Origin of the sequence: Amycolatopsis sp. cg9 (genome assembly GCF_041346945.1) — a bacterium.
GTDB lineage: Bacteria > Actinomycetota > Actinomycetes > Mycobacteriales > Pseudonocardiaceae > Amycolatopsis.
Genome location: NZ_CP166850.1, coordinates 48224 through 60945, shown reverse-complemented (window position 1 = coordinate 60945; position 12722 = coordinate 48224). Strand labels below are relative to the sequence as shown.

12 protein-coding genes are annotated in these 12722 nt (G+C 73.1%); 1 reads left to right on the top strand and 11 read right to left on the bottom strand.

The features are described 5' to 3' along the window. Positions 1-5: 5 nt before the first annotated feature. Entirely contained in the window at positions 6-872 is an 867-nt protein-coding gene (locus AB5J73_RS00240; protein WP_370966844.1) for an alpha/beta fold hydrolase, read from the bottom strand. Between the two features lie 67 nt (positions 873-939). Here AB5J73_RS00240 and AB5J73_RS00235 point away from each other — a divergent pair, with 67 nt between their 5' ends. Further along, a complete protein-coding gene (locus AB5J73_RS00235; RefSeq protein WP_370966842.1) occupies positions 940-1671 on the top strand; it encodes a TetR/AcrR family transcriptional regulator in 732 nt (243 codons plus the stop codon). Between the two features lie 108 nt (positions 1672-1779). Here the strand turns inward: AB5J73_RS00235 and AB5J73_RS00230 are convergent, their stop codons facing one another. The 10 genes from AB5J73_RS00230 to AB5J73_RS00185 form a co-directional block, all read right to left on the bottom strand. Further along, entirely contained in the window at positions 1780-2442 is a 663-nt protein-coding gene (locus tag AB5J73_RS00230; protein WP_370966840.1) for a TetR/AcrR family transcriptional regulator, read from the bottom strand. A 289-nt stretch (positions 2443-2731) separates the two neighbouring features. After that, the gene (locus AB5J73_RS00225; protein WP_370966838.1) at positions 2732-4423 is read right to left on the bottom strand and encodes a flavin monoamine oxidase family protein; all 1692 of its coding nucleotides are present in this window, start codon (positions 4421-4423) and stop codon (positions 2732-2734) included. Next, positions 4420-5175 carry a carbon-nitrogen hydrolase family protein gene (locus tag AB5J73_RS00220; RefSeq protein ID WP_370966836.1) on the bottom strand — a complete coding sequence of 252 codons (756 nt, stop codon included), beginning with the start codon at positions 5173-5175 and terminating at the stop codon, positions 4420-4422. Before AB5J73_RS00220 ends, AB5J73_RS00225 begins: the two co-directional genes overlap by 4 nt. Continuing rightward, on the bottom strand, positions 5172-6563 hold the full coding sequence (locus AB5J73_RS00215; protein WP_370966834.1) for an amino acid permease: 1392 nt from the start codon (positions 6561-6563) through the stop codon (positions 5172-5174). Before AB5J73_RS00215 ends, AB5J73_RS00220 begins: the two co-directional genes overlap by 4 nt. Positions 6564-6637: 74 nt before the next feature. Continuing rightward, complete coding sequence (locus tag AB5J73_RS00210) at positions 6638-7957, bottom strand: sensor histidine kinase (RefSeq protein WP_370966832.1); 1320 nt, start codon at positions 7955-7957, stop codon at positions 6638-6640. 2 nt (positions 7958-7959) lie between these two features. Further along, on the bottom strand, positions 7960-8670 hold the full coding sequence (locus tag AB5J73_RS00205; RefSeq protein ID WP_370966830.1) for a response regulator transcription factor: 711 nt from the start codon (positions 8668-8670) through the stop codon (positions 7960-7962). 47 nt (positions 8671-8717) lie between these two features. Next, on the bottom strand, positions 8718-9392 hold the full coding sequence (locus AB5J73_RS00200; protein WP_370966828.1) for an IclR family transcriptional regulator: 675 nt from the start codon (positions 9390-9392) through the stop codon (positions 8718-8720). A 160-nt stretch (positions 9393-9552) separates the two neighbouring features. Beyond that, positions 9553-10365: a sugar phosphate isomerase/epimerase family protein gene (locus AB5J73_RS00195; protein WP_370966826.1), complete on the bottom strand. Its 813-nt coding sequence runs from the start codon at positions 10363-10365 to the stop codon at positions 9553-9555. Beyond that, positions 10365-11498: a dihydrodipicolinate synthase family protein gene (locus AB5J73_RS00190; protein WP_370966824.1), complete on the bottom strand. Its 1134-nt coding sequence runs from the start codon at positions 11496-11498 to the stop codon at positions 10365-10367. The genes AB5J73_RS00195 and AB5J73_RS00190 overlap by 1 nt, the downstream gene beginning before the upstream one ends. Positions 11499-11579: 81 nt before the next feature. Further along, positions 11580-12620: a LacI family DNA-binding transcriptional regulator gene (locus tag AB5J73_RS00185; RefSeq protein WP_370966822.1), complete on the bottom strand. Its 1041-nt coding sequence runs from the start codon at positions 12618-12620 to the stop codon at positions 11580-11582. Between the last annotated feature and the right edge of the window lie 102 nt (positions 12621-12722).

Sequence of the window (12722 nt, the reverse complement as noted above, 5' to 3'; positions counted from 1 at the left end):
ACGCGCTATTGACCCGTGACGCGCCCGATGGCCTCGGCGATCTCCGGCCAGACCGCGCGCGGCAGGTTGTGGCCCATGCCCGGGATGACGACCAGCTCCGCGCCCGGGATCGCCGCCGCCGTCGCCTTGCCGCCGCTGACGTCGATCAGCGGGTCGGCGTCGCCGTGGACGACCAGGGCGGGCAGCCGCACGTCGCGCAGGCCCGCGGTGCGGTCGCCGGAGGCCACCACCGCGGCCGCGTGGCGGAGCGTGCCGACCGGGTGGCGGGCCCGGTCGTAGTGCAGCGTGGCCTTGGCCAGCAGGAACGCCTCGTCGTCCGGGTAGCCGGGGGAGCCGAGCCGCCGGTAGCCCTCGACGCTGTCGGCGAGCGCCTGCTCGCGGGTCGAAGCCGGCGGCCGCGCCAGCAGCCCGAGCGCCCACGGCTGCGCCTGGCCGACGGTGGGGTCGCCGGTGGTCGACATGATGGACGTGACGGACAGCAGCCGGTCGGGGTGGTCGATGGCCAGCTGCTGCACGACCATCCCGCCCATCGACGCCCCCACGACGTGCGCGCGGGCGATGCCGAGCGCGTCGAACAGCCCGACGGCGTCGTCGGCCAGGTCGGACAGCAGGTACGGCGCCGTCGCCAGGTCGCCCGCGGCGAGCGCCGCCAGGTCCGGTGCGGGCAGGTGGTCGAGCCAGGTGGAGAGCCCGACGTCCCGGTTGTCGTACCGCACGACGAAGAACCCGCGGCCGGCCAGCAGCTCGCAGAAGCCGTCCTCCCAGGTGATCATCTGGGCGCCGAGGCCCATCACCAGTACCAGCGGCGGGGCCGCCTGGTCGCCGAAGGTGTCGTACTCGAGTTCGAGACCGTTGGCCTGTGCGCGTGCCATGCCCCGATCCTGCCGCAACCGCCCGAAGCTGGCACCGGCACGGGCGGTGCGGTTACCGTTACGCCCCATGCCTCCCTCATCTTCGGGCACCGGCCAGCGGCCCCGGTCGCGGGCCGCGGCGGGTCTGCCGGCGCTCACGGCCGACCGCATCATCACCGCGGCCACGGCACTGACCGCCGAGCGCGGCCTCGACAACTGGACGCTGCGGGAGCTCGCCCGCGCGGTCGAGGCCTACCCGGCGGTGATCTACCACCACGTCGGCGACCGCGACGCCGTGGTGAACGCCGTCGTCGACCGGGTCGTCGGCCTGCTGGAGCTGCCCGAAGAGCGGTTGCCGTGGACGGAGTGGTTCACCGAGCTGCTGGCCGGCCTGCGCGCCCTGCTGCGGACCTACCCGGGCTGCGCGCGGCGGCTCGCGCTCTTCGGCCCGTCGGTCAAGGCGGCCACGCGCAGCATCGACGCCGGCATCGGCGTGCTGCTGCGGGCGGGGTTCGGCCGGGAGAGCGTGCTGGCCTACAACCTGCTGCTGATGACCGCGTGCCAGTTCGTCGCGATGGAGGACGACCGCGACGGCGCGCTCGCCCTGCGGATCGACAACACCGAGGAGTACGCGGCCTACCGCGAGCGGGCCGACCTGCCGGGGATGGCCGAGCTGGGCAACGCGATGCACGACCTGATGGGCGACCCCGACCTCGCCGCGGGCTACTACGCCCAGCTCTACGACTACGCGGTCGGCCGGTGCCTCGACGGCCTCGCCCACCGCTTGGAAGAACTGCGCAAAGCGGACACTGAGGGTTGACAGCGACTTGACAGTGCCCCGGCGTACCGTGGACGCGCGTCGGTGGTTCGCCCATCGACCCGGAGCCCCTGGCGCCCTCCTCCCCCTCGTGGCGTCGGGGGCTCCGGTCTATTCGCGGGTCTGTTCGCGATCGCCCCGGCGCGGCACCGGCGGCTCGGCTTGGATCGCCGGGAAGATCTCGCCGACCAGCGTGACGAGCGACTTCGACAGCAGCAGGTGCACCTGATCGCGGGTCAGCGACCCGCGCACGAGCCATTCCCGGCCCGCCGCCTTCACCATCCCGCCGAACGCGCGCACGAGCGCGTTCAGCTCGGGCCCGTGGTTGCTTTCGCTGGACAGCCCGACGGCTTCGAGCACGCGGTCGGCGGATTCGCGGTCGGCTTCCTCGAGGATCCGCTCCACTTCGAGGTCGCGCCCGATGCCTTCGGGCGCGATCGCGGCCAGCCACATCCGCTCCTGGCTGGTGACCATGTCGAGGAACCACTCGATGGCGACGTCGGCACGCAGTTCGAGCGGCCCGTCGGGGAGGATCTCGACGGCCAGCCGCGGCACGGTCAGCGCGCGGCGGATGATTTCCAGGTACAGCTCGCGTTTCGTGCCGAAGTAGTGGTTGATCAGCCCGCGCGCGACACCCGCCGCCGCGGCGATGTCCGAAGTGGACACTTCGGAGTAGGGGCGTTCACCGAACAGCCGCGCGGCGCAGGCGTAGATCTGTTCCTTCCGTTCGTCCGGTTCCAGTCTTCGCCATCTCGGCGCCGGCTCGGTGTTCATGGTCCCATCGTCGCACGGCGGGGTGCGCCGGGCAGCCCGGTCCGCACCTTGCCGGACGGGGTGCCACGATCGGGGCACGGTCAGTCCGGGAGCGTGATCGGGGCGAGGTCGGTCGGCCCGCCGTGGAGGTCGCGAATGAGTCATTCGGGACCTCCACGGTCCCGAATGACTCATTCGCGACCTCGGCGCCGCCGCACCGCAACCGCGGCCGTTCCCGGGCAGCCGTTCGCTCCCGGTCGCAGCGTTCCCGGCCGCGGCAGGGAGCGGCGAGCGGGGAGCCGGGGCACGGTCAGTCCGGGAGCGTGATCGGGGCGAGGTCGTCGAAGACGTCTCCCGGCCCCGGGTTCACCGGATCGGTGGCGCCGCCGAAGTGGTGCAGCACGCCCCAGACCGCGTTGAGCGCCGTCTGCACCGCGCCTTCGGCCCAGCCCGCCGTCCACGAGACGTCGTCGCCCGCGAGGAACAGGCCGCGGTGGCGCGGCTCCAGCGACTCCTGCACGAAGTGCGTGAACAGCCGGTGCTGGTAGCGGTAGTGGCCGGGGAGGTTGGCCTTGAACGCGCCCATGAAGTGCGGTTCCGCCTCCCACGACACGGTCACCGGGTCGCCGATGATGTGCCGCCGGACGTCGACGCCGGGGTAGATCTCGCGCAGCGACTGCAGCATCACCTCGACGCGCTCGGAGACCGGGAGCGGCAGCCACTTCAGCGAGTCGTCGGCCCACGTGTAGGACAGGCAGATGACCGCCGGCGCCGCGGGGTCGTCACCGAGCAGGTAGGTGCCGCGCGGCATCCGGTCGGTGAGCGTCATGCTCATCGCGTCGCGGCCGGTCGCCGGGTCGCGGTCCAGCCAGAACGGCCGGTCGACCGGGACGAACACCTTCGACGACGCCATGTAGTGCGTGCGCTCGATCGCCGTCCAGTGGTCGATCGGGAACAGCTCCGCGTCGCATTCGATCTGGGACAGCAGCATCCAGCTCTGCGCGGTGAACACCGCCGCGGGGAACGTCCGGATGTGGCCCTCGGTGTCGGTCACCGTGATGTTGTTCGGCGCGGTCCGGTGCAGCCGCGCGACGCCGGGTTGCGGCCGTCCACCGTGGAGCGAGCTCAGGCTCGTGCCCGCCGGCCAGAAGGCGATCTCTTCCGGTGCGTGCTCCCACAGCCGCAGCGGCAGCTGCCTGCTGCCGCCGACGATGCTGCGGTGCTCGTCGTCGGCTCCCGTGTAGACCACGCGCAGGATTTCCAGGATGGAGTTGGGGAAGTCGGTGTCCCAGCCGCCGGTGCCGAAGCCGACCTGGCCGAAGATCTCGCGGTGGCGGAAGGAGGCGAACGCGGGCGAGTCGCAGAGGAAGCCGTAGAACGTCTGGTTGTCCAGCCGCGGTACGAGTTCGTCCCACAGCCGCTTGATCGTCTTCGCGTCGCGGTCGCGGATCGCCGTCTGCATCTCGGCGAAGGACGCGTGCTCGGCGAGCGTCCGGTCCCAGGCCGCGGCGACCTCGCCGTAGACGGCGGGCAGGTCCGCGGGCGTCCGCGCGTAGTGGCTCTGTCCTTTCAGGTCCACGACGGTGCTCGGCGTCCCGGGCGCCAGCGGGTTCGGGAACGGCGCCGTCTCCAGCCCGACCTTGTCGATGTAGTGGTACAGCGCGGTCGACGCGGGCGGGAAGCGCATCGCGCCCATCTCCGCGACGACGTCGTCCGGGCAGCCGGGGAAGCGCACCGTCCGCAGCCGCCCGCCGAGCTCGGCGATTTCGTAGACCACCGGCCGCAGGCCCAGTTTCATCAGCTCGTACGCGGTGACGACGCCGGACAGGCCGCCGCCGATCACCGCGACTTCGGTGCCGTGCCGCTCCGCCGGGACCGAGCCCAGCCCGGCCGGGTGGGCGAGGTAGTCGTCGTAGGCGAACGGGAAGTCGGGGCCGAACATCGTGATCGGGCGGCCCGGCGGTTCTTCGTGGTGGATCGCGGTCGGGACGGCGGAGGTCATGCGGTGGTTCCCCGGTACAGTTCGGGCCGTCGGTCGGCCAGGTGGGTGTTCTCGAGCCGGGAGGCGGCGAGCGCTTCCCGGGTGACGTCGGCGTGGACCAGCTCCGGCCCGGACCCGGCGCGCGCCAGGACTTCCCCGGTCGGGGCGACCACGCAGGAGCGGCCGCAGTAGGTCAGCTCCCGCTCGGTGTCGCAGCGGTTCGCGTAGGCGACGAACAGCTGGCTTTCGTAGGCCCGCGCGGGCACGAGCGTGTCGGCGACCAGCTCGTACGGGCTCATCAGCGCGGTCGGCACGACCAGCAGCTCGGTGCCGGCGAGCGCGTGCGCCCGGACCAGTTCCGGGAATTCGACGTCGTAGCAGATCAGCAGCCCGATCCGGAGGCCGCCGAGATCGGCCTGCACCACCGCTTCGCCGCCGGGGGTGAACCACGCCTTGTCGAGGTCGCCGAACAGGTGCGTCTTGCGGTAGTTCGCGAGCCGCCGGCCGGCCGCGTCGACGAGCTGGACGCTGTTGTGGACCTGCGCGCCGTCGGATTCCGGGTAGCCGTACGCGAGGGCGACGCCGGTTTCCCGTGCCAGCGCGGACATCCGCCGCGCGATGGGTCCGTCGGCGGGTTCGGCGAGCTCGTGCGTGCGCGCGCCGATGTGGTAGCCGGTGGTGCTCATCTCGGCCGTGACGACGAGGTCGGCGTCGGTCCCGGCGAGGGCCGCCGGGAGCTCGGCGAACGGGCCTTGGTGGATCGCGACCCTCATGCCAGCCTCGACTTCCGGATCCCGTACCCGAAGTAGAGGACCAGGCCGAGCGCCATCCAGCCGCCGAAGACGAGCCAGGTGGCGCCGTCGAGGCTGAGCATCATGTAGGCGCAGCACAGCACGCCCAGGATCGGCGTCACCGGCGAGAACGGCACGCGGAACGAGCGCGGCCGATCGGGCTGGCGGCGGCGCAGCAGCAGGACGGCGACGTTCACCAGCCCGAACGCGAACAGCGTGCCGATGCTGGTCGCGTCGGCCAGCTTGCCCAGCGGGATGAACGCGGCCAGCACGGCGACGAAGCCCGAAACCACCAGGGTGTTGACCCGCGGCGAGCCGCTCTTCGCGTCTACTTCGGACAGCACGCCCGGCACCAGGCCGTCGCGGGACATCGCGAACAGGATGCGCGTCTGTCCGTAGAGGACGGTCAGCACCACGCTGGAGATGGCCACGATCGCGCCGACGGCCAGCAGCGCGGCCCAGAGCGGGTTGGCCGACACGACGCCGAGGACGTGCGACAGCGCGGCTTCCTGGCCGTCGAACTCCTGCCACGGCAGCGCGCCGACCGCGGCCACGGCGACCAGGCAGTAGAGCACGGTGACGATGCCGAGCGAGAGCAGGATCGCCCGCGGCAGGTCGCGCTGCGGGTTCTTCGCCTCCTCGCCGGCGGTCGAGGCGGCGTCGAACCCGATGTAGGAGAAGAAGAGCTTGGCCCCGCCGGCGCTCAGCCCGGCCAGCCCGAGCGGCAGGAACGGCGTGAAGTTCTTCGCCCGCACCGCGGTGAACGCGATCGCGCAGAACAGCACCAGCGTGCCGATCTTGACCACGACCATGACGGCGTTGGCCCGCGCGCTCTCCTTCGCGCCGGACAGCAGCAGGACCATCGCGAGGACCACGACGGCGATGGCGGGCACGTTCACGATCCCGCCCGAGCCCGGCGGCTGGCTCAGCGCGTCCGGGATGGCGAAGCCGAACGCCAGCCGCAGCAGCTCGTTCACGTACTGGCCCCAGCCGACGGCCACGGACGCCACCGAGACGCCGTATTCGAGGATCAGGCACCAGCCGCAGACCCAGGCGACGAGCTCACCGAGGGTGGCGTAGGCGTAGGAATACGACGAACCGGACAGCGGGATCATGCCGGCGAGCTCGGCGTAGGAAAGCGCCGAGAACAGCGCGGTGATCCCGGCGAGCACGAACGAGAGCACCACCGCCGGCCCGGCCACCGGGACGGCTTCGCCCAGCACGACGAAGATCCCGCTGCCGAGGGTCGCCCCGATGCTGAGCATGGTGAGCTGCCCGAGGCCGAGCGACCGCTTCAGCGTGCCATGATCACCTTCGGCGACGAAGTCGGCGACCGGTTTCCGCCGCACCGTCGCGGCCCGCAAAGTCATGCCGACGACCGTATCTGCCATTTCCGGCAGGCAAAACAGGACTACATTGCGCGTACAGATGAATCACAGGTGATTCATTGCACAGGATGCGCGGATCGTGGCGATTCGTTCTGCTCGGCCGCGGGCAGGAGCAGGGTGAAGGTGGGCGGGGCCGGGCGGCTCAACCGGAGCCGGCCGCCTTCGGCCTCGGCGAGGCTGCGGGCCAGCCGCAGGCCGATCCCGTGGTCGCTCGGCGCGGTCGCGAACGGATCGGTTTCGCCCAGGTCCGGGCCTTCGTCGGCGACGTCGATAGCCAGCGCGTCCCCGGCGTCGCGGGCCACCACGGTGACCGTGCCCTGGCCGTGCGTCGCCGCGTTGTCCAGCAGGACGCCGAGCACCTGGCGGACCGCCGCGGCCGCCACCCGGGCCGGCGGCGGGTCCTGGCGGGTGATCCGCAGCGCTCGGCCGTGCGGGACGAGCAGGGCCTCGCCGGCCTGGCGGACTTCGTCGAGGAGCGCGTCGAGGTCGAGCTCCGCGCTCGGGGCCCGGCGTTCGCGGCCCAGCGCCAGGAGGTCCTCGATGGTGCGTTCCAGCCGGTCGGTCGACGCGATCCCGGCGCGGATCGCCGCGTACGGGTCCGCCGACGGAGTTTCCAGCGCGGCTTCGAGCTGCAGGCGCAGGCCGGTCAGCGGGTTGCGGAGCTGGTGGGACGCCTCCGCGGAGAACGCGCGCTCACGCTCCAGGGTCTCGCCGATGCGGGTCGCGGTGGCGTCCAGCGCTTCGCCGACCTGGTCGATCTCGGCGATGCCCGCGCGCGGGGAGCGGGCGGTGAAGTCGCCGTCGCCCAGCCGCTCGGCCGCGGCAGCGAGCTCCTCCAGGGGACGCACGAGTCGCTTGGTGGCCCGTCGGGCCATCAGCAAGCTCACGCCGGTCGTCGCGACCGCGAGCCCGGCCATGGCGACCCAGGTGAGCACGATCTGCAGCCGCAGCTCGGACAGCGGTAGCGCGGCGCGGACCACGCCGGTCACCCGGGAGCCGCTGACCACCGGCACCGCCAGCGCCATTTCGTCGCCTTCGCGGCCGACGACGACGTCCACCGTGGCCCGGGCCGCTTGCCGCTCGACCGGGCCGCCGACGGCGGGCCCGTGCCCGGCGAGCAGCCGCCCGTCCGGGGCGTAGACCCCGACCTCGCCCTCGATTTCCTCGTCCTCCTCGTCGAGCGGCGGGACGATCGGCGTTCGGCCGGCGCTCAGGTCTTCCGACACGGCGAGCGCGGTGGCGTCCGCGGCCCGCTCCAGGTCGCCCTTGGCGTCGTCGTGGTAGTACTGCCACACGGCGATGCCGAGCGGCAGGGCGAACAGCACGGTGGCGACGAGGGCGGCGAGCACCGTCAGCGAGGTGATCCGGCGGCGCACGGCTAGCCTTCGGCCGCGGACCGGGCCGGGTCCTCCAGGCGGTAGCCGTGGCCGCGCAGGGTGGCGATCCGGGGCACCTCTTCGTCCGGCCCGGCGACCGACGCGAGCTTGCGGCGCACCGCCGCGATGTGCACGTCGAGGGTCTTCGTCGAGCCGTACCAGTGCGCGTCCCAGACCTCGGCCATCAGCGTCTCGCGGCTGACCGCGACGCCGGGCTGCTCGGCCAGCCGCGCCAGCAGGTCGAACTCCTTCGCGCGCAGCACGACCTCGCGGCCGTGCAGGGTGGCGCGGCGGCCGGCGATGTCCACGGTCAGCCCGCCGACGGTGACCGGCGGCCGGGCCCCGGCGGGCGCGCCGCGGCGCAGGTGCGCGCGCACCCTGGCCAGCAGTTCGCCCAGCCGGATCGGCTTGGTGAGGTAGTCGTCGGCACCGGCGTCGAGGCCGACGACGACGTCCATCTCCTCCTGCCGGGCGGTGAGGATGACCAGCACGGAGGCGGGCAGCGCGCTCCGCAGCCGGCGGCAGACCTCGACGCCGTCCAGGTCGGGCAGGCCGAGGTCGAGCAGCACGAGGTCGAACTCGCCGGCTTCGGCGGCCTGCAGGGCCGTCCGCCCGTCGCGTCGCCAGCACACCTGGTAGCCGTGCAGGCGCAGGGTCGATTCGAGCACGCTGCCGATCGCCGCGTCGTCTTCCACCACCAGCAGGTTCGGCATGCCGGGAAGCCTAACCAACGGCCCGCCGGATTTCGGACGACTGTGGCCTATTCCGTCCGGGTGCCGAGGCCGATCTGCGATATCCGCTGCGAACCCCCGGCGACGGCTTCGGTAAACGCAGCAACCTCGGCGGCCCCGAACCGGCTGGTGGGGCCGGTGACGGCCAGTGCCGCCAGCACCCGCCCGTCACCGTCGTGCACCGGCACGGCGACGCTCGACGCACCGGCTTCCGGCTCCCCGTGGCTGACGGCGGCCCCCTCGGCCCCGTCGAGCACCCGCCCGGCGGCCCCGAACCCGAGCGGCAGCTCGTCCCCGACCCGCCCGACGTGCCGGATGGCGAGCGGCCCCTCCTGCTGGGCCACGCAGACCAGCACGGACGTGCTGCGGACGTAGAGGTTGACGGTCTCCCGGCACTCCAGCGCGAGGTCCCGCAGCACCTGGCGGACCGGCTCGGGCAGCTGCCACGCGGTGTTCGCCAGCTGTGCCCACCGCAGCATCCCGGGCCCGACGGTGATCCGCCCGTCGGGCCGCGTCCAGAGCAGCCCGCGCTGTTCACAGGTGACGACGAGCCGCAGCACGGTCGTCTTCGCCAGGCCGCTGGCCGCGGTGAGATCCTTGACCGCCCAGGTCCGGCGGTGTTCGGTGAAGAGAGCGAGCAGATCGAACGCCCGCAGCACGCTCCGCACGGCGCCCTCGTCGCCGGTCTGGTGCTCCGTCGTCATCGCGCGACCTCCCCAGTCCGCTGGACGGACCAAGCGTACCGCGCCGTGGACCCCTCAGGCCACGCATCGCCCGAACGCCGCGGTGCTCAGCGTCTTGAATGAGTCATTCAGGACTTCGGAGACCTGAATGACTCATTCAAGACAGCGGGGCGGGGCGGGGTCAGGTCACGTGGTGCTCGAAGGCCGTGATCGTCTCCGCCAGCACCTCCGCGCCGGGCCGGGACCACAGGTCCGCGTTGAACACCTCGACCTCGATCGGCCCGTCGTACCCCGCCGCCTCGACGCAGGCTCGCAAGTGGCGGTGGTCGATGGGCCCGTCGCCCGGCAGGGCGCGGCCCAGCAACGGGTCGGGCAGCGGCACCAGCACGTCGCACACGTGGAACCCGGCGATCCGGCCGGCCGCCGCGGCGATCGACTCCTCGATCCGCGGGTCCCACCAGACGTGGAACTCGTCCACGACCACGCCGACCTGCTCGGCGGGGTGCTCCGCCGCGATCGCCAGTGCCTGGTCCACAGTGGACAGCACCGAACGGTCCGCGCACTGCATCGGGTGCAGCGGCTCCAGGCCGAGCCGGACGCCTCGCTCGCCCGCGTACGGGGCCAGCTCGCCCACGGCGTCCGCGACCCGCCGGCGGGACGCGGCCAGGTCGTTGCCCGCAACGCCGCCGACCACCAGCACCAGCACCCCGGCGCCGAGCGCGGCCGCTTCGTCGATCGCCTCGCGGGTCTGGGCCACGCCGTCCACCGGGGACCCTTCCGGGGTCACGCCGGTGAAGAACCCGCCGCGGCACAACGACGAAACCCGGACCCCGTGCTCCTTCAGCAGCCGCGCGGTTTCGGCGACGCCGGTTTCCGCGACCTTGTCCCGCCACAGCCCGATCCAGCCGACGCCCGCCGCCGCGCAGCCCGCCACCGCTTCGGGCAGCGACCACGCCTTGGTGGTGATCTGGTTGAGGCTGAGCCGCTCGTCCATCACGCCACCCCGGCGGCCAGCAGCAGCGGCCGCATCCGGGCCGCGGCGAGGTCGGGGTCGGCCAGCGCGCCCGCCTCGTCGGCGAGCCGCAGCAGGGTCGCGAGGTGGGTGATCGTGCGCGCGGATTCCTGGCCGGCGATCATCCGGAAGTGCCGCTGGTGGCCGTTCAGGTACGCCAGGAAGACGACGCCGGTCTTGTAGTGCCGGGTCGGCGCGCGGAAGATCTCGCGGGACAGCGGCACGGTGGGGTCGAGCCGGGCGTGGAAGCCGGCGGGGTCGCCGTCGTCCAGCCGGCGCAGCCCCGCCGCGGCCACCGGGGCGATCGCGTCGAAGATGCCGAGCAGGGCTTCGCTGTGACCGGCCTCGTCACCCGCGATGAGTCCGGGGTAGTTGAAGTCGTCACCGGTGTAGCAGGCGACGCCCGCGGGCAGCGCGCGCCGGAACTCGGTCTCCACGCCGGCGTCCAGCACCGAGACCTTCACCCCGGCGATCGTGCCGGCGTGCTCGGTGCAGAGCGCCGCCAGCTCGCGGGCGGCCGCGCGGACGTCGTCGTGACCCCAGTAGCCGGCCAGCGCCGGGTCGAACTGCTCGCCCAGCCAGTGCAGCAGGACCGGGCCGCCCGCCTCGGACAGCAGCTTCCCGTACGCCGCGTGGTAGTCGCCGGGCCCGGTGGCCGCGGCGGCGAGCGCCCGGCTGGCCATCACGACCGGGATCGCCCCCGCGCCGCCGACCAGGTCCAGCTGCTCGCGCCAGGCGTCCACAATGGACGCAATGGTCGCCGGCCCCGGCGGCAGCTGGTCGGTGCCGACGCCGGCGCACCACCGCCGTCCGGCCGCGGCCGCGCCGGTGCGCGTCACGAGCTCCCGGGTGGTCGCCCAGTCGAGACCCATCCCGCGTTGCGCGGTGTCCATCGCCTCCGCGACGCCGAGGCCGCACGACCAGAGGTGCTCGCGGAAGGCGAGGGTCGTGTCCCAGTCGACGGCGTCCGGTTCGTCGGCGAGCGCGTCCGCCACGACGTGCGCGGCGGCGTACGCGATCCGCGACGACGGTGGCGTCCCCGCCGGCTCGGGACACGGCGGCCCGGACGGCGTCCAGCCCAGCAGCCCGCCGCCGGGCACCGGGAGCACGAGCATGGGGGACCTCCAGGGACTCAGAAAGCGCTTTCTCGAATCCACGGTAGGGCCTGCGCCGAAGCACGACAAGGCCCGACCGGGTCAGCGCTTGGGGCGGCCGGTGCTTTCGCGCAGCACGACTTCGCCGGAGAGCCGGACCGTCCGCGGCCGGGTGCCCGCGGAGCCCTTGATCGCCAGGTCCATCGCCCGCTCGCCCAGCTCCTCCAGTGGCAGCCGCACGGTGGTCAGCGCCGGGGCGAGGTCGCGGACGACCGGGATGTCGTCGAAGCCGGCCACCGAGATGTCGCCCGGCACGGAGAGGCCTTCCTCGCGCAACGCCGTCAGCGCGCCGATCGCCATCACGTCCGTGACGGCGAAGACGCAGGTCGGCAGCTTGCGCTTGCGGCCGGCCAGCAGCTGCTTCGTCGCCTCGTAGCCGCCGTCGCGGGTGAAGGCGCCCTCGACGACGTCGTCCTCGCGCAGGGTGATGCCGTGCGCGGCGAGCGCGTCGGAGAACCCGGCCAGCCGGTCGATGACCGTGCTCAGCCGCCGCGGGCCGGCGAGCACCGCGAACCGCTTGTGGCCGAGGGCGACCAGCGCGTCGGCCAGCGCCGCGGCGCCGCCCTTGTTGTCCGGCTGCACGGTGTCGATCTTGAGCCCGCGGTGGCGGCTGACCGCCGCGACCTGCCCGCCGCCGCGCCGGTACGGCTCGAGCTCGGCGGCCATCGCGCGCTCCCACGCCCGGTCTTCGAACGCCGACCCGATCAGCAGGATCGCCGCGGCCCGCTGCGCGCGCAGCGTCGAGACGTAGGCGACCTCGCGATCGGGGTCGCGGAACGTGCCGGCCAGCATCACGAGCAGCCCGTTGTCGGTCGCCACCCGCATCACGCCGCCGGCGATCGCGGCGAAGTACGGGTCGCTGACGTCGTGGCAGATCACGCCGACCGTGCGGTGCGTGCCGCCGGCGAGGGCCTGCGCGTGCGCGTTCGGGGCGTAAGCCAGCTCGGCCGCGGCGGCGGAAACCCGCTCCCGCAGGTCGGCGCGGACGGACGCGGTGCCGTTGAGCACCCGCGACGCCGTCGCGAGCGAGACGTTCGCGCTGCGTGCCACGTCTTCCAGTGTCACGTGCGGCCGGGCCTTCATGGCTGGCTCCTCCAAGATCGGTTTCGAGTGTCTCCGCGTGCTCGGTCGGTGCAATCTACTGGGAGGAGGGTGTCTCCGGAGAAGCCGCTGCTCGGGGGACCT